Source organism: Calothrix sp. 336/3 (assembly GCF_000734895.2).
Taxonomy (GTDB): domain Bacteria; phylum Cyanobacteriota; class Cyanobacteriia; order Cyanobacteriales; family Nostocaceae; genus 336-3.
In genome coordinates this window covers 4,723,470-4,747,957 of the sequence record NZ_CP011382.1, presented here as the reverse complement: position 1 = coordinate 4,747,957, position 24,488 = coordinate 4,723,470, and the positions used below count along the sequence as shown (strand labels likewise).

Annotated in this window: 18 protein-coding genes; 13 read left to right on the top strand and 5 right to left on the bottom strand. The window is 41.8% G+C overall.

The features are described from left to right. Nucleotides 1–249 precede the first annotated feature (249 nt). On the bottom strand, nt 250–636 hold the full coding sequence (locus tag IJ00_RS19725) for an antibiotic biosynthesis monooxygenase (RefSeq protein WP_035155838.1): 387 nt from the start codon (nt 634–636) through the stop codon (nt 250–252). A 94-nt stretch (nt 637–730) separates the two neighbouring features. On the opposite strand from IJ00_RS19725, the gene IJ00_RS19720 reads away from it, so the two are divergent. Then, a complete protein-coding gene (locus tag IJ00_RS19720) occupies nt 731–1,273 on the top strand; it encodes a PadR family transcriptional regulator (RefSeq protein WP_035155835.1) in 543 nt (180 codons plus the stop codon). A 33-nt stretch (nt 1,274–1,306) separates the two neighbouring features. Here the strand turns inward: IJ00_RS19720 and tsaB are convergent, their stop codons facing one another. Further along, on the bottom strand, nt 1,307–1,951 hold the full coding sequence (gene tsaB / locus IJ00_RS19715) for a tRNA (adenosine(37)-N6)-threonylcarbamoyltransferase complex dimerization subunit type 1 TsaB (protein WP_035155833.1): 645 nt from the start codon (nt 1,949–1,951) through the stop codon (nt 1,307–1,309). 149 nt (nt 1,952–2,100) lie between these two features. After that, nucleotides 2,101–2,349: a Ycf34 family protein gene (locus IJ00_RS19710; protein WP_035155831.1), complete on the bottom strand. Its 249-nt coding sequence runs from the start codon at nt 2,347–2,349 to the stop codon at nt 2,101–2,103. Between the two features lie 86 nt (nt 2,350–2,435). On the opposite strand from IJ00_RS19710, the gene IJ00_RS19705 reads away from it, so the two are divergent. Beyond that, entirely contained in the window at nt 2,436–3,689 is a 1,254-nt protein-coding gene (locus tag IJ00_RS19705) for a CCA tRNA nucleotidyltransferase (RefSeq protein WP_035155828.1), read from the top strand. Nucleotides 3,690–3,732: 43 nt separating this feature from the next. Here the strand turns inward: IJ00_RS19705 and IJ00_RS19700 are convergent, their stop codons facing one another. Beyond that, nucleotides 3,733–5,796, bottom strand: coding sequence for a serine/threonine-protein kinase (locus IJ00_RS19700; protein ID WP_035155826.1), 2,064 nt, complete (start codon nt 5,794–5,796; stop codon nt 3,733–3,735). A gap of 539 nt (nt 5,797–6,335) precedes the next feature. Between IJ00_RS19700 and IJ00_RS19695 the strand changes: the two genes are divergently transcribed. The 7 genes from IJ00_RS19695 (at nt 6,336) to IJ00_RS19665 (ending at nt 21,885) form a co-directional block, all read left to right on the top strand. Continuing rightward, entirely contained in the window at nt 6,336–8,249 is a 1,914-nt protein-coding gene (locus tag IJ00_RS19695) for a ShlB/FhaC/HecB family hemolysin secretion/activation protein (protein WP_035155825.1), read from the top strand. 324 nt (nt 8,250–8,573) lie between these two features. Further along, nucleotides 8,574–9,008: an endonuclease domain-containing protein gene (locus IJ00_RS19690; RefSeq protein ID WP_238178368.1), complete on the top strand. Its 435-nt coding sequence runs from the start codon at nt 8,574–8,576 to the stop codon at nt 9,006–9,008. Nucleotides 9,009–9,093: 85 nt separating this feature from the next. Then, nucleotides 9,094–12,495 (top strand): filamentous hemagglutinin N-terminal domain-containing protein, encoded by a 3,402-nt coding sequence (locus IJ00_RS27205; protein WP_035155824.1) that lies wholly within the window; start codon nt 9,094–9,096, stop codon nt 12,493–12,495. A 128-nt stretch (nt 12,496–12,623) separates the two neighbouring features. Then, nucleotides 12,624–15,500, top strand: a complete 2,877-nt coding sequence (locus IJ00_RS19680) for a CHAT domain-containing protein (protein WP_046814870.1) — start codon at nt 12,624–12,626, stop codon at nt 15,498–15,500. Between the two features lie 345 nt (nt 15,501–15,845). Beyond that, a complete protein-coding gene (gene hflX, locus IJ00_RS19675) occupies nt 15,846–17,600 on the top strand; it encodes a GTPase HflX (protein ID WP_082127461.1) in 1,755 nt (584 codons plus the stop codon). Nucleotides 17,601–17,797: 197 nt separating this feature from the next. Continuing rightward, nucleotides 17,798–19,858: an SPFH domain-containing protein gene (locus tag IJ00_RS19670; protein ID WP_035155822.1), complete on the top strand. Its 2,061-nt coding sequence runs from the start codon at nt 17,798–17,800 to the stop codon at nt 19,856–19,858. 272 nt (nt 19,859–20,130) lie between these two features. Continuing rightward, entirely contained in the window at nt 20,131–21,885 is a 1,755-nt protein-coding gene (locus IJ00_RS19665; RefSeq protein ID WP_238178367.1) for a WD40 repeat domain-containing serine/threonine-protein kinase, read from the top strand. Nucleotides 21,886–22,098: 213 nt separating this feature from the next. Here the strand turns inward: IJ00_RS19665 and IJ00_RS19660 are convergent, their stop codons facing one another. Then, nucleotides 22,099–22,398, bottom strand: coding sequence for a 30S ribosomal protein PSRP-3 (locus IJ00_RS19660; RefSeq protein WP_035155819.1), 300 nt, complete (start codon nt 22,396–22,398; stop codon nt 22,099–22,101). Between the two features lie 108 nt (nt 22,399–22,506). Here IJ00_RS19660 and IJ00_RS19655 point away from each other — a divergent pair, with 108 nt between their 5' ends. From IJ00_RS19655 to IJ00_RS19650, 4 genes are all read left to right on the top strand, one after another. Further along, entirely contained in the window at nt 22,507–23,358 is an 852-nt protein-coding gene (locus IJ00_RS19655) for a TIGR01548 family HAD-type hydrolase (RefSeq protein ID WP_046814869.1), read from the top strand. Between the two features lie 28 nt (nt 23,359–23,386). After that, the gene (locus IJ00_RS27870; RefSeq protein WP_201782638.1) at nt 23,387–23,620 is read left to right on the top strand and encodes a hypothetical protein; all 234 of its coding nucleotides are present in this window, start codon (nt 23,387–23,389) and stop codon (nt 23,618–23,620) included. Continuing rightward, nucleotides 23,598–23,735, top strand: coding sequence for a hypothetical protein (locus tag IJ00_RS29195; RefSeq protein ID WP_168163509.1), 138 nt, complete (start codon nt 23,598–23,600; stop codon nt 23,733–23,735). Before IJ00_RS27870 ends, IJ00_RS29195 begins: the two co-directional genes overlap by 23 nt. A 94-nt stretch (nt 23,736–23,829) precedes the next feature. Then, the gene (locus tag IJ00_RS19650; RefSeq protein ID WP_371259616.1) at nt 23,830–24,483 is read left to right on the top strand and encodes an energy-coupling factor transporter transmembrane protein EcfT; all 654 of its coding nucleotides are present in this window, start codon (nt 23,830–23,832) and stop codon (nt 24,481–24,483) included. The last annotated feature ends 5 nt before the right edge of the window (nt 24,484–24,488 follow it).

Below are 24,488 nucleotides of genomic sequence, written 5' to 3'. Positions count from 1 at the left end.
GCTATCGCTATTGTTGTCTGTCTTTGCCCATATGTTGCCAATTTTTTATACTGTGTTTACAAAGGCTGGTTAAAAACTAATATCTTTGCAGGGAAACAGCTGTCATGCCGTATGTCTCACAAAACAGTAAGAGCAGGTTTACAAATATACTTCAATCATTCACGAATATCTCATGAAACTGCCCCTACAGCCTTTGTACTTGGTTTTCATAAACAGGTGGAGAAATCAAGGTAATGTGCAATCCAGTGCCTAAACTCCATAAACAACTGCCATTCCTTGGGGTTCATGGCTATACTTGCCACTTTTGGAGGGACGATAGGTTTCATTGTAAAGGCAGAGACTATTGGGATGACGTCTGGCAAATTGCATCATGTGTCGATGATCAGCACCTCGGAAAAAGTCCATCAAATGGCGCTCTGATTCCCAGTAACTTACCATGACAATTTCCTTGGGACCGCAGATTCCTGCCTTCACTTGGATGCAACCTGGTGCTTTGACTGTCGATTGACGAATACTGCTGGAATTACGCCAGAGCCAGAAAAAACCATGGCGATCGCGGGCAATCATCCCATTCACAAATACTACTGCATTCGGCTGTTCGGGTAGTTGAATTTGATAGAGCGCAGATTTCAACATGGCGACTTCTCCTAAATCTATATTCAACTTGTTGACTATGATTGTTAGTCTATAATCAACTAATTGAATATGTCAAGGGGAGAATTTGTTAACCATGGCACTAGCTCATGCAATTTTGGCGACAATTTTGGATTGTCCATGTAGTGGGTATGATTTGAGGAAGCGTTTTGAAGGTTCGGTGGGCTTTTTTTGGCAGGCGAGTTTTCAGCAGATTTATCGAGAGTTGGGGAAATTAGAGGAGCAGGGATTAGTAGAAAGTCAGGCGATCGCCCAAAAAGGTCGTCCAGACAAAAAGATGTTTGCAATTACACCGGAGGGAAGAGTATTTTTACAGAAGTGGATGCAGACACCCTGCGAGGTTGCACCGTTACGGGATGAGTTACTGGTCAAGATGTTTGCAGGTTTTGCAGTATCTCGGAAGACCCTATTAATTGAACTGGAGAATCACCGAGTCATGCATCAAGAACGACTTGCAGTTTATCAACAGATTCAAAAAAACTCCTTCCCCAACCCAGAAAAGTTGTCAGAGAAAGAATTATTTCCCTATCTCACCTTACGGAATGGTATCCGCTTCGAGACAGAATGGTTAGCTTGGTGCGAGGAAGCGATATCTGCAATCAACCACTCGACATCTTGAAGGGTGTAATATCATGTTTGCTTAATCAAGGCATTATCCAACGGGGTGCTGTCCATAAAAAGGTAAAGCTTCCGACCAATCAGGACGCTTTCCTGACTGCCAATCCAAGTATGCTAGCTGTAAGATACTGTTGACGCTGGCGGCGAGTTGATTTTCAGCTTGAATTAATTGATACTCTTGATGCCAATTTGCCAGTTTGGCTTGCCATATTTCTGTAGTCATGACTGTATCGGGAATTATGGCTTGCAATCCGTAACCATCAAGAGTTGTTTGATAGATGGCAGCAAAGATTTGTCCCCGTTGGGCACGCATTTCTACAGCAATATTTATACTTGCATTCCGCGTATTTTTACCCAAGTTTTCCCAAGCAAATGCAGCCAAGGTAGATACAGCGAATACGGGAATGTGCAATTGTTGTCCTAGGGTTCTAGCTGTGACGACACCAATTCTTGTACCTGTAAAGCCTCCAGGACCTTTAGCAACAGCAATAAACCCTAAATCTGCCCAAGTTTGGGGTTGGATAAATTCTATCAGGTGATAGTGCATTTTGCTGGATAATTCCCGCTCTAGATGCCAAACCTGGGAACGAGAATCGGAAGTAAAATTACTGATGGCTAGTCCCAATTCTGGGGTGGTGGTATGGAGAGCTAAACCGTATGGGGTGGGGGAATGGGACATGGGAAAACAGAAGAGGGAAAGGATTGATAGCTAATGCCAAGTTCTGCGAACATCTTTCTGTACGCAGTCGATGAAGGCTACCTATTTATTATCGGTTAAGTATCACCCTTTGACCCTGATAACGAAAATCTATTTTCCTATACCTAGACTCAAGTCGGGACTAATTCACCGGGACGTAATTTTGACCATTTACCAATTTCCTGTTGGAAACTCAGACAACCGACTACATCCCATTCCATCTCAATGACATCTTCCTTTGTGCGGATATTGACGTTAATGGATGGTTCCTTTGGCTCAAAGTCTGGTGTTTCGCTGAGGTGAGGTTGTTCGTGCTGTGTTTCGACAGCATGGTAGGTAAGACAGCGATCTACATACTGGCAGTTAACGCAAATACACATAGTGCTACCAATTTGGGGAACCTTTATTGTTAATCTAGCCTAAGCTGAAGGATTATTTTGCAAAATATGGGATTTATTTCATTACGATGTATAAAGAACTTCTATCTGAAGCTTTAGCTGCGGCAAACTGGTCTTGGGATTTGTTACCCCAACCTGTTTATTTGGTGGGTGGTGCGGTGCGGGATGCTCTTTTGGGTAGAAAGAGGGAGTATTTGGATTTAGATTTTGTGGTGGCTAAGGATGCGGTAGAGGTAGCGCGGAAAATTGCCAAGACATATCAAGCGGGTTTTGTGTTATTGGATGCAGAGCGACAAATTGCCAGGGTGGTGTTTCCTGGGAGTACTGCGGATTTTGCTCAACAGGAAGGGGATGATTTGTACACAGACTTACAAAGACGGGATTTTACAATTAACGCGATCGCCTATAATCCCCATACTCAGGAAATCATCGACCCATTAAATGGATGTGTTGATTTAGACCAGAAAATTATGCGCATGATATCGCCGCAAAACTTAGCTGATGACCCGTTGCGCTTACTGCGGGGATATCGACAGGCAGCACAGTTGGGCTTCTCCGTGGAAGAAAAAACACGGGTAACTATTCGGACTCTAGCCCCACGATTATCTGAGGTAGCGACAGAGCGATCGCGGGTGGAATTAGGTTATATGTTGGCGAATGCTGAGGGTACTCCTTGGTTACAATCTGCTGGGGAAGATGGTTTATTAAAAGATTTATTTCCCAGTGCGAACCGAGAAAGCTGGGCAAAGCTGTCAGTTGTTGATGATGCAGCAGCAGAGTTAGCGGCAATGTATCCAGGTATCGACAGCTATTTACAAGCATATCTGCGTGATACCCTGAAAACAACTTGGTTGGCGATCGCGAAAATTGCCTGTTTAGTTAATCCTCAGCCTGACATTGCAGAGACTGAGTTACAAAACTTGACCTATAGTCGGATGGAAATCAAAGCGGTGATTTCTGCATTGAAGTTGTTTCCCCGACTCCAAGCACCCTTGTTATCATTACGAGAACAGTACTTTTTATTCCAAGAGTCAGGGTCAACTTTCCTGTCAACAGTAGTGCTAGCGATGGCTTATAGACAACCGGTAGAGGCGATCGCACCCTTAATCTGCCGCTACCTCAACCCTAATGACCTGGTGGCTCATACCACTCCGTTATTGAGCGGTAAAGAGCTTATGATAGCACTAAACATTGCCCCTTCGCCACTGGTGGGTAAGTTACTCACAGAAATTGCTATCGCTCAAATTGAAGGCAAAATTTCGACTATCCAGGAGGCGATCGCCTTTGCCCAGGAATTCTTAATAGGGGGGATGTCAGGATAAAATACCCTATCCCCTATCTTTACTTCCCCATGTTTTAGGTAGACTATTGAGCTTTGGGTTGGGGTGTTGGTGTACCTGTTAACTTTTTGGATTCCTCTAAGGAAATACGTGCTTCCTCATTTCTATTCAGTGCTTTTAAAACTTCGCTGCGCATACCCCAAACATCGGGATTCTGGGGATTTATCTCCTTCGCTTTATCTAAAGCCACAAGCGCTTCCTGAAATTTATTCGTGCTAAATAATACTAAGCCCTTATATAGCCAAGCATCAAAGTTGTTGGGACGTAACTTAATTGCTGTATCTAAAGAATTTAAAGCTTCATCGTTGCGTCCCAAGGCTTGGGTAAGCAATATACCTCGATTTAACCAAATTTGATAGTCATCAGGACGAACCTTAGCAGCTTGATCATAGGCTGACAGTGCTTCTAGATACTTCTTCTGTAAATTGAGAACATTTCCTTTACCAACTAGTGCTTCATAGGAGTTCTTATCTATCTTCAGCGCTTCCTCATAGCACTTAAGTGCTTCATCATAACGCTCTAGTTTAAGCAATACGCTACCTTTATCATTCCAAATCGTAGGATTTTTCTTATTGGAGGATAAATTATCTTTGTAGCCGGAGAGAGCTTCTTGAAAGTAAGGTTTGGCAAAGTCTCTTCCTTGGGATGCTTCCACAGCATAACCAATTTCTTGCCAAATTCTAGGTTGATCTGGTTTGAGTTGCTTGAGCTTTTCAAAGGAATTGCTTGCATCTTGAAATTGGCGTAAACCTAGGTGTGCCAAACCTTTACCACTCCAAGCTTCAGACTCATTGGGATTGAGGGTTAACACCTTCTCGTAGGTACTTAAAGCTTCTCGATGCTCTCCTAGTCTGTAGAGTATCTTACCCCGGTTAATCAGAATTTTCTGGTTATTGGGTTGATTTTTTAGGGCAGTATCATAAGCTGCTAAGGCACTGCGATCGCGTCCCCCTTGGATAAATAACGCATCCCCCCTACCTTTCCAACCCTGTACAGAGTTACGTTGCAGTTTAATTAATTCGTCAAATTGTGATAGGGCTGCTTCTGGATCCCGTTTATCTAAATAAGATATCCCTTGTTGGAAGTAGTACCAAGGGCGCAAAAATGGATGAAAAATAAACTCGACAGCTAGCAAGACAGAAGTGACTGTTGCCAAAGCCAGAAATATATATTTTGACGAAGCAAACCTTTGGATAAATGAAGACACATGAATATTTAATTGAGTATATCGAGGTGGCAAGGTATCAGGTGCGCTTATCTGGGTTTTATTCAAATTTTTAATAACATCTTCTACCGTTGGATAACGTTGTTCTGGTCTACTGTAAACCATCCTCGTGAGAATTCTGGCTAACCAATCATCCTTTTCAATTTTTAATTCCTTAGTCCAAATACTGCGATGATTCATATCAACTAGTTCACCGCGCTCATCGCGTTTAATATCTCTGGGATCAATGCCAGTCAGTAAGTGAATAGCTGTCATCCCTAAGCCATAGATGTCACTATGAAAAGTTCCGCGACCAGACATTTGTTCTGGGGGAGCATATCCCGGTGTCCCAATCACTGTTTGCGGGGGTAAATGTTGAGAAAAGGAATAATCACTATCGAGTTGTTTAACAGCACCAAAATCAATTAAAACATATTTCTCATCTTTATCTCTTTTAATAATATTCGAGGGATTAATATCACGATGAATAATTCTTTGTTTATGAATAAAATCTAAAACTGCTAAAAGTTGCCTTAAAAATATCACCACTTCTGGCTTAGACCATTTTCTGTCCAATAGTTTATCTAAGGATTTACCACGAATGTATTCTTCAACCAAACAACATTCATCCCCCGAATCAAAATAATTGAGATAACCGGGTATTTGGTCTTGTTGCTGTAATATCTGTAAAATATCTGCTTCCCTTTGCAGGAGACGTTTTACCACCTGTCTTTGAGATATATTCGGCGCTAATTTCTTGACAATACATAAAGAATCATTTTCAAATGTATCTTGAACAAGATATGTTGTGAAAAAATTCCTTGTTGCTAATATTTGATTAATCCTGTAGCGTCCACCTAACAAGTTTTCTCTACTTTCTGTCATCTTCATTTTACCTAGTCCTGAGTAGTTGCAACATTTGGCGACTCAATAGGCAGACAAATCTGGGCAGATTATAGTTTAGACAAATAAAATTAGTGCTTTCTAGTAGTTCTACCTCCCCAGGGATAAAATCAACAGGATAAGCCACAAGCTAGCTTGTAACTGCCATAGTGATTACTGGCAATACTAACTACATTCTAACTATAATTTTTCCTTATTTTCTCATATTTTTACGCCCAGGGATTGCATAATTTTGTGAATATCTGTTAAATATTTATGGTTTCTTAATAAAAACGCAACTACTTGCTTTTTTATGTAATATCTGCAATAGATGAATAATAAATATTCAGCCTTAGTCAATCAGAAACACTGGGGACACTTCTTTGTATTTTAGATAACTCCCTTGAGCTTTATTATGGTTCTAGAGCTTATCAAAAACAATATCTGTCAGAAAGTCCTTAACCAAATGTAATTTTAGTACCGTGGCGTGTTTTCTGTAATTTCTATCTATAGACAGATTGATTTAATAGTGGGGAGTAAAAATGATGTTGAGTCAGCAGCTCAGGTGGGGGCAAACCAAGCTAGCTATTGCACTAATTTTAGATGTTTTCATTGTTCTCTCTGCTAGTAAAGTTTTTGCTAGTGACAGTTTTGATGAGCGTTGGGAAAATTTAGATGGCAACATTTCCATTTATCAAACAGATAGAGAATACTCTAGTTTAGAAAGTCCTGATGACGACCAAGGTACGAAGTTACTGCTAGCATCTGAGTCACTAAGTCAGAATGCAGCTAATAGTAACTTGCTCTCACAGTTACCCCAGGTTCCGAATAATACACCGAACCCTGTAACGCCTGTTCCACCGCAACAACCTGTTCCTACACCGGAAGTTCCTAAGGAACCTCCCCTGGAGGAAACACCGAACATACCCCCAGATTCCACACCAAGAATCGAAATTCCTGGAAAAATTACTGTAACGGAATTTCAATTTGAAGGCAATACAGCTTTTAGTAATCAGCAGTTGCAAGAAGAGATAAAAAGTTTTCTCAACCGTCCTTTAAGCTTTGCGGAACTTTTGCAGGTGGAAGGAATTATTACAAAACTTTATACTGACCGGGGCTACTTAAATTCTGGAGCAGTAATTGCTACTGAGCAAGCACCACTTAAACCAGAGGGTTCCGTAGTCAAAATCCGCATCATTGAAGGTGGGGTGGAAGGAATTCGCGTTTCCGGTACGCGACGCTTGAAGAAAAGCTATATTCGCAGTCGGGTGGGTTTAGGTGTCGGTAAACCCTTAAACCGCGATCGCCTACTGGAAGCATTGAAATTAATTCAGGTAAACCCCCTCATAGAGAGCATTTCGGCGGAATTATCCAGTGGTTCCCGTCCAGAATTGAGCTTTTTGGATTTGAAAATTAACGAGGCAAATACTTTCCGTGTAGATGTCTTTGCTGATAACGGACGCGCTCCCAGTGTTGGTACTTTCCGTCGGGGTATTAGTATCAGTGAGAGTAATACTACAGGGTTTGGCGATCGCAGTTTCTTGAAATTTACGAACACCGATGGTAGTAATGCCTACGATTTCAGCTATGCTTTGCCCGTGAATCCCCGCAATGGGGAAATTACCCTGGGTGTTGGTTTTAGCAATACCAGTGTTGTAGAGCCACCTTTTGCCGGGAGAATTGATGTCAATGGTGATTCTAATTACATTGATGTCGGTTTCCGCCAACCCTTGAAACAGTCCTCCACCGAAGAGTTTGCCGTGGGATTTAACTTCTCTCATCAGGAGAGTAAGACGCGGATTTTTGAAGTCGGATTTCCCCTATCTGAGGGTGCGGATGATAACGGGATAACACGGATAAACGCCCTAAGATTCGTACAAGAATACACTAAACGGGACGAAAAACAGGTATTCGCACTGCGATCGCAATTCAGCATCGGTTTAGGTTGGTTCAACAGCACCGTCAACAAAGACGCTCCCGATGGTCGTTTCCTCTCCTGGCGTGGACAGAGTCAATACGTGCGTCTCCTGGCTCCTGACACCCTGTTTCTTGTCCGTTCTGACCTCCAGCTCGCTTCCAGAGCGTTAGTCCCCCTAGAGCAATTTGGGGTCGGTGGTTTACAAAGTGTCCGAGGTTATCGCCAAGACCAGCTATTGACAGATAACGGTTTTTATGCATCCACAGAAGTCAGATTTCCGATTCTCAGGATGAAGGAAATTAAAGGTTTATTACAATTTGTTCCATTTTTTGATTTTGGTGTGGGTTGGAACGGTTCCGGTAAACAAAACCCAGATCGCAATGCTTTTGCCAGTGTCGGTGCGGGTTTGCAATTCCAAATCGACGACAGGTTTAACGCCCGTCTCGACTACGGGATTCCCCTAACTGATGTCAAATCTGGGGACAGAACTTTACAGGAACAGGGTTTGTATTTCTCGGTAAATTATCGCTTGTTCTAGGGTATTACCTCACCCTAACCCTCCCCTTGCAAAGGGGAGGGAACAGTTTCCCCCCTTACCAAGGGGGGACTAAGGGGGGTAAAAACAGCCTTGTTTTCATCCTGCATTCTTTATTTTCAAAAACTACCGTGTACACACAAGTTGTCGAGTTATTCCCTGTTCTGTTTTACCCCACCCTAACCCTCCCCTTGCAAAGGGGAGGGAACAGTTTCCCCCCTTTATAAGGGGGGACTAAGGGGGGTAAAGATTGGTCAACGCAAAATTAGCAATTCCATACAAAGAAACTCAAGTCTAATGACCAAGCTATACAACAAAACCTCTGAGATGGAAAAGCGGCGCACTCTCCGCAACAACTTAACTCCAGCCGAAACCAAAATTTGGGCAAAACTCAGGGGCAGGCAAGTTGAGAATTGTAAATTTCGCAGGCAGTACAGCATTGGTGCATTTGTAGTCGATTTCTATCTACCGGAACTGAAACTAGCTATTGAAATTGATGGTGAAAGTCATATTCAGCCTAGAGCGATGGAATACGACCAAGAACGGCAACTATTTCTTGAGGCAAAAGGAATTCGTGTTATGAGGTTTACCAATGAGCAGGTATATCAAAAACTGGATGGGGTAGTGGAAGCGATCGCGCAGACAATTCTCCAGTTACGGCAATCACCCTCACTCCACCCTACCAGTCCTGTTTTAACCCACCCTAACCCTCCCCTTTATAAGGGGAGGGAACAATTTCCCCCCTTTACGAGGGGGGACTAAGGGGGGTAACAGAAGACTTATTTCTATTCAACAATTTCCCAATTAACATCACCCAGTAAATTTTACAAAAAGGAATTTTCAGATTATGAAATTAGTATCTTCTTTCCTTTTCCAAAGTTTATCCTTAGCAGCTTTAAGTACTCTTGTATTCTGCAATTCTGCCCAAGCTCAAGTATCCCCCGACGTGAAGCCAGATAATAGTCTGGGAAATAATAGCTCCACAGTAAATACTAATGGCAATCTCGACAGAATTGAAAATGGGCTCACTCGTGGGAGTAATCTATTTCATAGCTTTGAAAAACTTAATGTGAGCAATGGTAGAGGTGTTTTCTTTATCAATCCTAATGGAATTAATAATATTTTTGCTAGGGTGACAGGTGGAAATATCTCAAATATTAATGGATTCTTAGGTGTTGTCAATCCTGCGTTTAATAACGTAGGCAATGCGAACCTATATTTAATTAACCCCACTGGCATAATTTTCGGTCCAAATTCGCGTTTATTATTGGGTGGTTCTTTCTATGGAAGTACTGCGGATAGTGTTGTATTTGATAATAAATTTGAGTTTAGCGCTAGCGCGAAGAATGTACCTCCCCTGCTGACAGTTAATATTCCCGTTGGTTTAAAGTTCCGAGATAATCCTGGAAATATTACTAATTCCTCTAAGGTTAGAGTTGTTAATGGTGTTGTTGTAAGAGGTTTAGAAGTAATGCCAGGTAAAACCTTGGCACTTATTGGCGGTGATGTCAATTTAGATGGAGGTACATTATCTGCTCCAGGGGGAAGGATTGAGCTTGGTGGTTTAACCAAACCAGGAACTGTAACTATCAAAAATGATGGTAGTTTGACTTTCCCTACAGCCATTCAACGAGGTGACGTATCTCTTAAAGATGCTTCATTAGTCTCTGTTTTAAGTAACGGTGGAGGTGATATATCAATCAACTCTCGCAACTTAAATTTATCAGAATCAAGTACTATTAGAGCAGGAATTCAGAACTCTAATTCCAACCAATTAAGAAAGGGAGGTAATATCAATATTCATGCTACTGATAGCATAACATTGAATGGTACTTCTGGGACACAAGCTTCAACCCGTATTGCCAATATTGTATATGATTACGGTATATCAGGAGATATAATCATTAATACAAGAGATTTGAAAATTATTAATAACGCTCAAATTGGTTCAGCGGTCGCACCTCTTTTAACACCTATTGCAATAGGACTTGCTGGCAAAGTGAATATCACAGCTAGTAACGATGTTTTTATTTCTGGGATAGATAGTGGAATATTAAGTTCGGTTGCTAAAAATTCATATGGTAATGGTTCTAATATTAAAATTGATGCTAATTCAATCTATTTAGAAAATAATGCACAAATTCAAGCTGTAAATTTTGGATTCTTATTGAATGAATCGCTTGGTAATTCAGGAAATATAGAACTTAATGCCAAAAATAAAATTAGTTTAAACAATGCTTTAATTTCTACTACATTTCTCGGTGTTGGAGATGGTAAATCTGGATTTATTTCTCTCAACGCAGGGGAGAAAATAAATATTCAAGATACTTTGATAAACTCTATAGGAAAAGGAGGCTTTATAAGTATTGGCGTAAAGCTTAATGAAGATTCCCTAATACCGAAGACTGTAAGTATAGAAAAATCTAGTATCAGTACTAGTAATCCCAACTCATCACAAGCTGGCTATATTGCTATAGACGCTAAAAATGAAGTATCAATCAGAAATAGCAATTCTAAAGATAAGAAACTAAATAGACCATTGGGTATAGAAAGTAAGGGGAAAGAAGGAATTATCTTTATTGGCTTTAGAACAACTCCCAAAGTTGTCAATCTAGAAAATTCTACGATTACAACTACAAATGAAAACGTAATGACTAATATTGATGATGAAATCAATGCAGGATTTGTTGCCATTAATGCATCTGAAAAAGTTAATTTATCGCAAAGAAGTGAAATTCAGACTTTTACTAACCGTCGTGGTAATGCTGGTTCGGTTTTCATAGATGCGAAGGGTGGAAATGTGGTATTTTCTGGAGCGAGTACGGTGAATACATCAACATCAGTATTTGGTAATGGGTTAGCCGGAAATATTTTAGTCAAAGGGAATAATCTCTTTCTCTATGATGGTTCACAAATTCTTTCCCAGACTTATGGTAAAGGAAATGCTGGTTCTATATTCGTGACAGTCAAAGACACTGTATTCCTATCTGGTAACATAGGGGGTTTCTCAAGTAGTGGTTTATTCACAACTACAGAAGAAGGTGCAGAAGGTTTAGGGGGATTAATTTCTGTTAATGCGTCCAAACTTATCATCTCAGATGGGGCGGTACTTAACGCAAGAAGCAGAAGCAAATTCTCTGGCGGTAATATTTTTGTTAAGGTTGATGATTTACAACTTTTAAATGGTGGACAAATTCTAGCTACAGCTTTTAATGGTGGTGGAGCAGGGAATATAACTATTGAAGCAGATACGATTAAGATATTTGGAATTGACTCTACCTACACGGATAGATTTGAGCAAATCAAGAAAATATTCGGTGAAGAACTAGCTAATTCCATATTTGATACAGTTTCTGCCAACAGTGGCATATTTGTGAACTCTATAAATGACCAAAATAAACCTCTGGGTGTTCAAACCTTCAAAGTAGCTGATGTTACTACCCAATCTGGTAAAGGTGGCAGTCTCAAAATTACAGCTAATTCCTTAACCATGTCTCAGGGGGTGATTAGTGCAGAAAGTGAATTTGCTGATGGTGGAAATATTAATATTGACTTGAAAGACTACCTATTTATAAAAAATGGTAGTTTAATTTCAGCTAAGGCTAATGGTAATGGTGGAAATATCTTCATCAACCAAACACCTGGTTATAACGGCTTTATCATTGCCACACCTAACGGGGATAATGACATCATTGCTGATTCCTTTGGCGGTAATGGTGGGGTGATAAAAATTACTACTGATGGCAACTTTGGTTTTGCTGTACGTAACGAAGCTAATATTATCGACTTGAAAAATAATAATAGTAATGATATTTCTGCTCGCTCTCTGACAAATCCCAACCTCAACGGGAATGTAACTATTTCTACACCCCAAACTGACCCTACCAAGGGTATCACCGAGCTACCAGAGCAGGTAACTGACGCTTCTACCCAACTTGCTCAAAGCTTCTGCGCTAAGGGTAGGGGTAGTCAATTTATCATAGTTGGCAAGGGTGGGCTTGCGGAGAATCCCACGGAAATGTTGACTAGTGATAATGTGCGAGTTGGCTTGGCAGAGACTGTAGCTAATACAACAAACGCAGATAGTAATAATACTTTGCCTAAAAAAGATGTGAGCAGTAAGGATATTGTCCCGGCGCGGGGTTGGGTGATGAATGAGAAGGGTGAAGTGGTACTAACTGCCTATGACCCCACACAAAGTTTACCAGAGCGGGAGCAGAAAGCCTTAGCGATGTGTTCTCCTAGGTAATGTTACCCCACCCTAACCCTCTCACTACAAAGGGGAGGGAACAGTTTCCCACCTTTACAAGGGGGGACTAAGGGGGGTAATTAGATTAATAAAGAGTAGAAAAATATATACAACAGGAGAAAAATAAAATGCCGAATTATCCTTTCAAAAAATATCGCCAGTGGCAGAAAAAGCTGTCTCGAATATCTTATAAATCCTCTATTTTTGTGCTGTGTTTACTATTCACAGTTTCCCTATTTACTCCAGTAGTATTGGCGAAAATTCCCAATGCCCCAGCGATGATTTCCCAGAGTCAAGATGGGACACAATTAGTGAATGAAGGGGCGGAACTTTTCCGTAGAGGAGAAATTGCCGCAGCTGCTGATAAATGGGAAAAAGCTAGTGATTTTTTTGCTAGCAAGGGAGATAAATTAAACCAAGCGATCGCCATGAGTAATTTGGCTTTTGCTGCTCAAAGATTGGGCAATTGGCAAAAGTCTGATACATCCATAAAAACCAGCTTGGATTTATTAAATGCCCTCACAGATAGTCGGGAGAAATCCCAAGCCCTGGCACAAACTTTGGATATTCAAGGAAATTTGCTCCGGGAAAAGGGACAGTTAGTAGAAGCTGGGGAAACTTGGCAGAAAGCGGCTGAAATATATAGCAAAATTAATCAACCAGAAAAATCTGCCCAGAGTCGGATTAATCAAGCACAAGCATTACAGGATTTGGGCTTTTATCCCCGCGCTTGTAAAACCTTATTAGATGTTTTAGGGAAAATGCCTGTGAGTGATTGTCGGGAATTAAGTCAAATTCCTAATGATAAATTTACCGGATTAATGGAGAGATATAAGCAACAACCGCCTAATCAAACTCTATCTGTTGCCTTAAGAGGTTTGGGTGAATTGATGCGATTTGTGGGGCAATCGAAAAAAGCACAAGAATTTTTAGAAACTAGTTTATTCCTGACAAACAAACTGAATAATCCTCAAGAACAAGCTATCACGTATATTAGCTTAGGTAATTCAGCCCAAGCTTTAGCAGAAGCTGAGACTGTTCGGGAGAAGCGCACCACCTACGAAAATAATGCTTTAAAGTATTATGAGCAAGCTATCAAGTTGGCAACTTTACCCTCGACTCGCCAACAAGCACAGGTAAATAAACTGAGTTGGTTGGTAAAATTGACAAAATTTTACTCTGAAAAAACAGGTGAAAAGACATCAGAGGGAGAATACAGTCAACAGATTGCGGAATTGTGGCGATCGCTCAACTCTGAATTCAGCAATATTCCCCCCAGTCGCACCGGAGTTTACCAACAAATTAATTTTGCCGATAGCTTAATCAAAATTTCCCAGGGTGATTCCCGTCTCAAGGACAATTCCCAGTTTCCCAATGGCAACGACATAGATCAAGTTTTAGTCAAAGCTATTAACCAAGCTAAAACCCTCAAGGATAAAAACGCCCAAGCCTATGCTTGGGGAAGTCGTGGTAAACTCTACGAGCATCTGTATGAGTTGAACAAAGATAAAAATCATCTTGCCCTAGCCGAAGAATACACCAAACAAGCAGTGGCGATCGCCTCCACCTTTGAAGCTCCCAACATTTCCTACCAGTACTTTTGGCAACTCGGTAGAATCCAATACGCAGATAACAGAATCGAAGAGGCGATCGCTGCTTATACCAAATCCTACAACGCTCTCCAATCCCTACGGGGCGATTTAGTCACCATCAACCCCGAACTACAATTCTCCTTCCGTGAGTCTGTAGAACCCGTATATCGGCAGCTGGTAGAATTAAACCTCAAATACGCTGAAACCCTGCAACCTTCAGCCTCTAATAAAGCTAACGACAAACAGCAAAGTACCAAACAAGCTCAATTACTCAACCAAGCACGAACAGTCGTAGAATCCCTACAAATCGCCGAAATCAACAACTTCTTCCAGGAAGCTTGCGTCGAAACCAAAGCCCAAACCATTGATAATATCGACAAAAAAGCGGCTGTTATCTATCCAATTATCCTGCCCGATAGAGTAGAAGTAATTCTCTCCCTGGCTGGAGAAAATCCCCGACTCTATACAACTATGGTAAAGCGGGAAGAATTGGAAAAAACGATTGAAGAAGCTCGTGGGAATCTTCAGGATTATCAGATAGCAGATGCAGATGCTTTACCTATATACCAGAATTTATACAACTGGCTTCTCCGTCCCTTAGAACAAGACTTGGCTGCTAAACCAGATATTAATACCCTATCCTTTGTACTGGATGGTGACTTACGTAACATTCCCATGAGTGTACTCCACGATGGCAAAGAATACTTAGTAGAGAAAAAATACGCGATCGCCATCACCCCCGGTTTACAACTAGTAGATCCTAAACCCATCAACCAAGTTGAACTCAGAGCATTTGCCGGTGGATTGAGTCAAATTAGACCAGATTCTCCAGAAAGTTCACAATTTGAGCCTTTACCCAACGTCGAAAAAGAACTCAAAGAAATTCAAGCCCTAGGACTTTCCGGAGAACCTATCCTAAATAATGAATTCACCATCAAACAAATTCAAGGCAAAATCAGCGACACCAATTTCCCCATCGTTCACCTGGCAACCCACGGTAAGTTTAGCTCTAATGCGGAAGACACATTTATCCTCGCCTGGGATGATCGCATCAAAGTTAGACAAATAGACAACATACTTCGAGGTAAAGTTCTCAACCTCAGCAAACCTATCGAACTCTTCATTCTCAGCGCTTGCCAAACTGCGGAAGGTGATAGAAGAGCTACTCTAGGAATGGCAGGTATGGCAATCCGAGCAGGTGCGCGTAGTACCCTGGCAACCCTTTGGGAAGTAGCAGACGAGAGTACAGCCATTTTGATGAAGGATTTTTACGTTAACCTCAAACAAGCCAAAGCTAAAAATATCAATCGTGCAGAAGCATTACATCAAGCTCAACTAGCTTTGTTGAAAACCGATAAATTCAAAAATCCCAACTTCTGGGCACCTTTTGTTTTAATTGGTAATTGGTTGTAGGTAATTGGTAATAGCTAATTAGGGAATGGGTAAGTAAGTCGGTGAGAATAAACCTAACTATGTAACAGATTGTAAAATCGTCAAAACCGTTGCGATTGCTTCATTCCACTTCGTTTCATTCGCAATGACATAGCGTGAATTATTTAAGCCGTTCTACTTAATAGCTAGCATTTATGAGAAAAAATACCCTTTCCCTTTTCTCACTTCCCCTTGCAACCCACAAGTGAAGCGATGAGGTGGTTTAGAAACTTTTTATCCTCTAGTTAAGTTGGGCACGCTTTGTGAGGAGTCGTGTAAAATAAACATAAATCAATGCATTTGGGGGAACCAGGTAACTGGTCAAAGATGCCTATAGAAACTATTTTTGGGAATCTTCACGGCTTAAAAACAAGCCAAATGAAGCAACTGCAACGGCTGTATCACCAGCGTATACCAGGCGATCGCGTCACCACGCCTGAGTTTTCCCAGCGACTGGCAGCCATCAGCACAGAAATTAACCTACCTGTATGTGCCTACCTCAACCGTCGGGGACAAGTGATTCGAGTCGGGGTAGGCACTCCTCGTCAGACCCAAATTCCCCCTGTGGAATTACCGCGTTATGGTGCAGAGCGTCTCAGTGGTATCCGTTGTATCGCCACCCAACTCAAGCCAGAACCACCGAATGACGGTGCTTTAACTGCAATGGCAATCCAGAGGCTGGATGCATTGGTAGTGCTAAATATTACAGGTTCTGGTTTCCAACGTCGGGGCGGGGGAGCTACAGGTTATGTCAAGGAAGCATATCTGGCACACCTCACAACCCAAGAATCTCAAGCTTTAATCGCTAGTCTCACAGGGAATAATACAGAAACAAACCTCCCATCTGTAGCGAGTTGGCAAGTCTCAGCCCCCATGAGTTTAGACGACCTGAGTCAGCAAGATTTCATCGATTTAGTCGAAGCCCTAGAAGCTGATTTTAGTCGGGAATTTGTTGCCCAAGAAGTCGATACTAGTAGCGATCGCGTGGTCATCGTTGGTGTAATGACTGACGAAGGCAAAACCCTACAATTTCAAGACACCCTGGCAGAATTAGCACGGCTAGTTGACACCGCCGGCGGAGGAGTTTTACAAACTATCTGGCAGAAGCGATCGCGCATTCATCCCCAAACCGTTGTCGGTGAGGGAAAAGTCCAAGAAATTGCCCTGACAGCCCAAACCCTGGGAGCAAATCTCATCGTTTTTGACCGCGATCTTTCCCCCTCCCAAATCCGCAACCTGGAAGCACACATCGGAATTCGGGTAATTGACCGCACAGAGGTGATTCTCGATATCTTCGCCCAACGTGCCCAATCCCGCGCCGGGAAATTGCAAGTAGAACTAGCACAACTAGAATATATGCTGCCCCGACTCACAGGTAGAGGTCAGGCAATGTCTCGACTTGGTGGTGGTATCGGTACCAGGGGACCAGGGGAAACCAAGCTAGAAACCGAACGCCGAGCTATTCAACGACGCATTTCCCGTCTGCAACAGGAAGTTAATCAACTTCAGGCACACCGCGCCCGCTTGCGACAACGGCGACAACATCGAGAAGTCCCCTCAGTGGCTTTAGTCGGTTACACCAACGCAGGGAAATCTACCCTGTTAAATGCTCTGACTAACGCCGAAGTTTACACCGCCGACCAATTATTTGCCACCCTCGACCCCACCACCCGCCGTCTGGTAATTCCCCACGGCAACATCCCAGGTAGCCAAGAAATCCTGATTACAGACACTGTAGGATTTATTCACGAATTGCCAGCTTCTCTCATGGATGCTTTTCGCGCCACCCTGGAAGAAGTGACGGAATCCGATGCTCTGTTGCATCTGGTCGATTTATCCCATCCGGCTTGGTTAAGTCATATTCGTTCCGTGCGTGATATTCTTGCCCAAATGCCGATTACTCCAGGTCCGGCTCTAGTCGTCTTCAACAAGATTGACGAAGTTAACAGCGAAACCCTAGAACAAGCACGGGAAGAATTTCCCCTTGCAATATTTATTTCTGCTAGTCATCGCCTAGGTTTGGAAACCCTGCGCCAGCGCTTGAGTCAGTTGATTGAATATGTTCTTGGTGGTGGTCAGTAATCCCAATCGGAAACCAGAATACCACAAATATCTTGGTAGAGGCGTTTCGCTGAAACGCCTGTAATTCATATTCCCCTGGAAGTATCCATCAATGGAAAAGAGTTATGAAATATGAAGATTACACAGGGTTTAAGAAATTATGGGAACCCTAAATGAAGTAATACACTAGATATTTAGTTGCCCAGAGGGGCAAAGATATGAATAACGCTCAAGGTTCCTTTAAGCAGCGTCAGTCAAATAAAATACTTAATTTTACGACTTCTTTTCTTGCAGCTTTAGCATTAGCAGGTAGTATCCAAACAGCTAACGCTAGTCCTGTTCAAAAAGAGACAACAAATACCATTGCAACAGCCCCTATAGAAATTACCCAACCCACAAAAACCGCAACTATTGCCCAGATTCCGACGGGGGGTGTGGTTCCTATTGTGGTTTTAGGTGGCTTAATTATCATTCTGCCGCTCTTTTTCGGTGGCTTGGTGGTCATCGGTGAGCGGGAAGTGGGTATTGTTGTCAAAAAGTTTACTATCGCTGGCAAGGGATTACCCGCAGGTCGCTTAATTGCCCTGAATGGAGAAGCTGGTTTACAAGCCGATACCCTGGCTCCTGGTTGGCATTGGGGTTATTTCCCTTGGCAATATGCGGTCAAAAAAGAATCTGTGGTGGTGGTTCCCCAGGGGGAAATTGCCTTGATAGTTGCCGCAGATGGTTCACCCAACCCCCCAGAGCGAATTTTAGGTAAGGTGGTTCTCTGCGATAATTTCCAAGATGCTCGGAAGTTTCTCACCAATGGTGGAGAAAAAGGTCGGCAGATGGGTTTCTTGACAGCTGGTACATACCGCATTAATACTGCACTGTTTAAAGTGATCATGGCATCGAATGCAGTGCAGCATGGGATGGCTCCGGAACAGTTGAAGGTGTACCAAGTTGCCGGAGATAAAGTCGGAATTGTTACCACCTTAGATGGTTTACCGATTCCAGGGGGCGAAATTGCTGGTCCCATAATTCCTGGACATGACAACTACCAAAACCCGCAAAAGTTCTTAGATGGAGGTGGACGTAGGGGTTTACAGGAGCAAATTTTGTTATCTGGTTCCTGGAACTTAAACCCTTGGTTTGTGGAAGTTGAACAGGTTCCAATGACGGAAATCCCCATTGGTTATGTAGGTGTGGTAATTTCCTTTGTGGGTAAAGCTCATGAAGATGTCAGTGGTGCTGCTTTTACCCATGGGAATTTAGTTAACACTGGACATAAAGGTGTGTGGGTAGAACCTTTGTATCCTGGGAAGCACCCAGTAAATACCAGGATTATGAAGATAGAAAAAGTCCCGACGACTAATATTGTTTTAAATTGGTCGGGAAGAACCGAGCGTCATAACTATGATGCCAAATTGGGTTCTTTAACTGTGCGATCGCGCGATGGTTTTGCCTTCGATTTAGAAATTGCCCAAATTATCCATGTTGGTGCTTTGGATGCACCTAAGGTAATTTCCCGTGTCGGTTCGATGCAGAATTTAGTAGACCATGTATTAGAACCAACTATCGGTAACTACTTCCGCAATTCCGCCCAGGATTACACCGTTCTAGATTTCCTCAGTGCTAGAAGTGAACGACAATCAGAGGCAGCAGAGTATATTAAAGCTGCTTTGCGTAGCTATGATGTGCAAGCGATTGATACCCTCATCGGTGATATTCAGCCACCTGGTGAATTAATGCAAACACAGATAGACCGTAAACTTGCTGAGGAAAAGCAGAAAACCTACGAAGTGCAGCAAATGGCACAAACCCAACGGCAACAGTTGGTACGGGAAACTGCTTTGGCAGAGATTCAGGAAGAAATGGTGAAATCTGAGCAAAGTGTGAAAATTGCAGAGTTGAAAGCGAATGCTCAAATCAAGCAAGCAACTGGTGAAGCAGAAGCCATTAAATTAAAAGCCATCGGGGAAGCAGAAGGTATCCGAGCAACGGGTAACGCGAAAGCTGAAACCTACCGCGCAGGGGTGGAAGCATTGGGTAGCCAAGGATACACAGCAATGCAGATGATGCAAATAATTGGCGATCGCAATGTTCGTTTAATTCCTGATGTTTTAGTTGGTGCTAATAACGGAAATAATGGTTTGGTTGATGGTTTACTGTCGATGATTCTGTGGAATCAAACTGCGAAACCCAATGAAGTTCACTATCCTGTTCCCCCCCAACCCCCAGCAAAAACTAACGGTATTCCCCCTTTATCCATAGAAATACCCAAAGATAGAGTATAGAATCTCGGATTTATCTTTTCCCTAGATAACCCTGACTTTTAAGAGTTGGGGTTTTTTCTGGAATGTGATGTTCACGAGAATCACCAAAGGTATCCATCTGCTAGAACCCTGATAAAACCAGTATTTTCAATTACGTTATACCAATTCTCTAAAATTAGGCTACAGATGGAATCTACGGAACCATTGCTAAATCTAGATTTTTTAATTGCGTTAGCGTTAGCTCTCCCGCAGGGAGCATTGCAAATTGGTATTACCTATTATCCAAAATAACAGTGCAAGAACGTTACCAGATTCTTCAACAAATCAGTCAAGGGAAAGATTCCCAGACATTTATTGCTGTTAAGAAAGGACAAAATCCTCCTGTTAATTGCGTAATTCAAAGATTTTCCTTATCTGCTCATACCTGGCATTTCTTTTGGCAAAAAGTCAAATATATTCAAGATGTGGCTATTCATCCCCAGATTCCCTCATTATTGGATAATTTTCATGATGAATCTGATTTTTATCTCGTCAGTGAGTTGATTGATGGGAAAAATTTAACTCAATTACTCACAGATAAAATAGTTTTTAATGAAAGCAATATTTTACAAATTTTAGAAAAAATCATACCAGTTTTATATTTCATTCATAGCCAAAACTTAATTCACGGAGACATTAATCCCAACACTATTATTATTAAATCAAGTCTAAATAATTTTGAGTTGGAAGATTTAATGTTGGTAGATTTAGGGAATCTACAAATTATCCCTCAAGAAATACCCCTAGAAAATATTTTTGCCACTCCTGGATATATTGCTCCAGAATTTGCCGCAGGCAACCCGACTTTTGCTAGCGATTTATACAGTTTAGGTATCACTTGCATTTACCTCTTAACCCACGTATCACCCTTTGAACTCTATGATACTGCAAATCAAACATGGGTATGGAGAGAATACTTAACTCAAGTCGTTAGTTCCCGATTAAGTAATATCTTAGACAAGCTGATTGACAATAATATTGAAACACGTTTTCAGTCCGTTGAAGAGTTGGCGATCGCTCTTGGTATTTCTAACCAATATAAATTGAATTATGTCAAATCTCAAACTATAAATTGTTTATATTCTATTCCAACTAAAAGTAGTATTAATACAATTAATTTTAATTTATGTAACAACAATGAGAATAATCTGATATTGGCTAGTGGTCATGATGATGCCACAATTCAATTATGGAATTTCCAGACAAAGGAGTTAATTAATACACTCAGGGGACATTCTCAAGCTGTTAAATCTCTGGAATTTAGTCCTGATGGTAAATATTTAGCTTCCGCTAGCGATGATAAAACTATCAAACTCTGGGATATTCACACAAATCAAGAGATTTATACTTTTCTCGGACATTCCCACTGTGTGAAATCAGTCGCCTTTAGTCCCGATAGTAAAATCTTAGCTAGTGGCAGTTGGGACAAAACAATTAAACTGTGGAATCTCGAAACTGGTAAATTGATTACTACCTTAAATGGACACAAATTAGCAGTGACGGCAATTACATTTTCTCCCTCCGGAAATTTGCTTGCCAGTGCTAGCTTAGATAGAACTGTCAGTTTATGGAAAATACCAGAATCTCAAAACTTACTTCAGGAATATCGCGATCGCCCCATTTTATCTTTGATTGGTCATAACTGGGCAGTTTTAAGCGTTGCTTTCAGTCCTAACCAAAAAATTCTGGCTACTGGTAGCGAAGATAACACAATCAAGCTGTGGAACCTCAATGATGGGGAAATAATCGCAACTCTGACGGGACATTCCTGGTCTGTATTTAGTCTAGCTTTTAGTGATGACGGAAAAATTCTAATTAGTGGTAGTCAGGATACAACAATTAAGTTATGGAATGTAGACACACTGCAAGAAATTACCACTTGTATTGGTCATACAGACACAGTTTCTAGCATTGTGGTTCACCCTGTTGCCAATATGGTATTTAGTGGCAGCAGGGATAAAACAATTAAGCTATGGCAGCTTACACCAAATTTGTATGAAGATGCATAGAAAGAAGAACCCCACCCCCATTTTTGCTTACGCTCAAATTTCCCCTCCCCGCTAGCGGGGAGGGGATTAAGGGGTGGGGTTTTATTCTGTGCAACTTCACGAAGAATTGGTATTACACAACAGGAATAAAGAATGTATAAAAAAGTGGCTAGAGATAAGAACTTGTGATTTCTTATCCTTTGCCTTCTCTCTTTCACTTTAGACTTTCTGATATCAAGCGCTACCAGTGAAGGCAACTTCAGGAAATTTTAACTGTGCTTCTGCCATAGGACGGTTTTTACCTTCCTCTTGCCAGTAGTTAATTACCTCGGTTGCTTTGTTGAGTAATTCTACTCTGTCTAATTCCGTAATCCAGTGTTTGGACTCTAGTTCTTTTTTTAGTTCTTCCCAAGCGTCGTTACGGGGCCAAAAAAAGTATTTTGTTAGAGGACTAGTACCTTTGCCGACTACTTGATCGACAGCTAAGGCTACATTCTCATCTAACCAGAGAATTTTTAAGATGAACTTGGACAATCACACCTCCGGGAATATCCGGGTTACATTAACTAAGTTTGCGATCGCTTATTTTAACGCAATACTTCACCATCTGACTAAATACCGTTTGGGGATTTTAGATTTGGGATGGAACTCACAGCAATACCGAGGGCTTGTACCATAGAGAAACGATTGGTCAAGGATGTTTCTATGATTGTGGTTTTTGATATTGATGGTGTGATTCGAGATGTTGGTGGTTCCTATCGTCGCGCCTTAGCTGATACTGTAGAACATTTCACAGGCGGTGAATATCGTCCCACCCCCAGCGATATTGATGGATTGAAATCTGAGGGGATGTGGAATAACGATTGGGAAGCTTCCCAGGAGTTTCTCTACCGCTATTGGGAGCGGCAAGGAAAATCCCGCCTCCAGGTAGAATTAAACTACGAGCAAATAGTTGCTTTTTTCCAATCTCGCTACCGAGGTACTGACCCGCAAAACTGGAATGGTTATATTTGTTCTGAACCACTGTTATTACAACCTAGTTACCTCGAAGCGCTAACAGCAGCAGGAATTCCCTGGGGATTCTTTAGCGGTGCGACTCGTGGTTCTGCTAGCTACGTTTTACAGGGTCGTTTAGGGCTAGAATCTCCAGTGTTGGTGGCAATGGAAGATGCACCAGGAAAACCTGACCCGACAGGATTATTTACAGTTGTAAAATTATTAGAAACAAATACTGATAATTTACCTGTTGTGTACGTTGGTGATACTGTTGCCGATATGTACACGGTGGTGAAAGCTCAGGAACTAGCACCGAGTCGTATTTGGGTTGGTGTAGGTGTATTACCTCCCCACGTACAAACGAATCCAGGACAAAGTGCTGAATATAGAGAAATGATGACAGAAGCTGGTGCCAAGGTAGTTTTGGATAATGTCCAAGAGTTGACACAGAGCATGATTGCAGACATTTGTCAACCATTTTATCCCAGTAATTACTAATTCATGGGCAGCAGAAATATAGTTCTCATTGGTATTAGAGGCACCGGAAAATCTACAATCAGCCGGAAACTTGCTGCTAAGTTCTGATGAGAGTGCGATCGATATTTATCATAGAAATGATGTAGGGGATTGGTTGATTCTGAGCTATCGATCGGGCGATCGCGTGGAGCTTAAAAGTATTGGTTTAAGTTTGCCGATCGAGCAATTCTACGAAGAAATTGTTTTCGAGTCATCGCCTGATGCGCGTCATAATTCCATTTGAGGTAAAACGAAAGCGAAATCACGTATCCTTTAAGCAGGTATTAGACTGTGGAGATGCGATCGCCCCCGTTGCTTTTCCAGAAATTGCGATCGCCCTGGCAAATTTATTGGAGTAATCGCAGCAGTCGGTAAAATATACGAATGATTGCAATTTAACGACTTCTAAAACCAGCTTTGCATCTACTCCAAGTCGGTATAGGGAAATATCCAATGGTAATGCGGTTACACCTGTCCCTGATCATAGTCGTGGGAACAGCTTTACTCAAACAAAATGCTTGGTATGGCTTGGCAATATATGCAGCGATCGCCAGTAGCTGGGTACTATTCTGGATCATCTTTTCGCAAATATCTGTCCGTCGTTTACTAGGAATTGTCAGTGCAGAGGTGATATTTTTAGCTTTGATGACATTACCTCTAGGTCGAGAGCGAGCAATTTTTTTAGTTTTGCGTTCTCTCACCTGTTTGCTAACTATGAATTGCTTTTTGTTAACCTTATCACCTCACAGTTTCGGCATCGCCTTGAAAAGTTTACCCTTACCTCGTGCTTTCCAGGAAACTTTACTTCTTGCTGGACAGTATCTAGAAATACTCCTCTCGGAAGTCACAGGGATGCAACGTAGCGCCGAATTACGAGGTTTACAAGGCAGGGCGAACTGGTTACGTTATACAAGTACTGCAATGATTGGCACCTTATATCTGCGTAGTTTAGCGAGGGCAGAACGGGTATATGCTGCCATGGTAGTACGAGGTTATGACGGTAATTTGCCTGTTGATTCTCCCTTCACTGGTAAGCAAAAAATCATTCTAGGGATATGCTGGGCGATCGCCCTCTGTTTGACAGTCAGTTCCTATTTTCTGGAGTAATTTTC

What these genes read in the sequence shown, in the direction of transcription:
- IJ00_RS19695 (WP_035155825.1), top strand. Translation starts at nt 6,336, where the DNA reads ATGATGTTGAGTCAGCAGCTCAGGTGGGGGCAAACCAAGCTAGCTATT.
- IJ00_RS19725 (WP_035155838.1), bottom strand. Translation starts at nt 636, where the DNA reads ATGTTGAAATCTGCGCTCTATCAAATTCAACTACCCGAACAGCCGAAT.
- IJ00_RS19655 (WP_046814869.1), top strand. Translation starts at nt 22,507, where the DNA reads ATGGAACTCACAGCAATACCGAGGGCTTGTACCATAGAGAAACGATTG.
- IJ00_RS19710 (WP_035155831.1), bottom strand. Translation starts at nt 2,349, where the DNA reads ATGTGTATTTGCGTTAACTGCCAGTATGTAGATCGCTGTCTTACCTAC.
- tsaB (WP_035155833.1), bottom strand. Translation starts at nt 1,951, where the DNA reads ATGTCCCATTCCCCCACCCCATACGGTTTAGCTCTCCATACCACCACC.
- hflX (WP_082127461.1), top strand. Translation starts at nt 15,846, where the DNA reads ATGCCTATAGAAACTATTTTTGGGAATCTTCACGGCTTAAAAACAAGC.
- IJ00_RS19700 (WP_035155826.1), bottom strand. Translation starts at nt 5,796, where the DNA reads ATGACAGAAAGTAGAGAAAACTTGTTAGGTGGACGCTACAGGATTAAT.
- IJ00_RS19705 (WP_035155828.1), top strand. Translation starts at nt 2,436, where the DNA reads ATGTATAAAGAACTTCTATCTGAAGCTTTAGCTGCGGCAAACTGGTCT.
- IJ00_RS19650 (WP_371259616.1), top strand. Translation starts at nt 23,830, where the DNA reads ATGGTAATGCGGTTACACCTGTCCCTGATCATAGTCGTGGGAACAGCT.
- IJ00_RS27205 (WP_035155824.1), top strand. Translation starts at nt 9,094, where the DNA reads ATGAAATTAGTATCTTCTTTCCTTTTCCAAAGTTTATCCTTAGCAGCT.
- IJ00_RS19690 (WP_238178368.1), top strand. Translation starts at nt 8,574, where the DNA reads ATGGAAAAGCGGCGCACTCTCCGCAACAACTTAACTCCAGCCGAAACC.
- IJ00_RS29195 (WP_168163509.1), top strand. Translation starts at nt 23,598, where the DNA reads ATGCGCGTCATAATTCCATTTGAGGTAAAACGAAAGCGAAATCACGTA.
- IJ00_RS19720 (WP_035155835.1), top strand. Translation starts at nt 731, where the DNA reads ATGGCACTAGCTCATGCAATTTTGGCGACAATTTTGGATTGTCCATGT.
- IJ00_RS19670 (WP_035155822.1), top strand. Translation starts at nt 17,798, where the DNA reads ATGAATAACGCTCAAGGTTCCTTTAAGCAGCGTCAGTCAAATAAAATA.
- IJ00_RS19680 (WP_046814870.1), top strand. Translation starts at nt 12,624, where the DNA reads ATGCCGAATTATCCTTTCAAAAAATATCGCCAGTGGCAGAAAAAGCTG.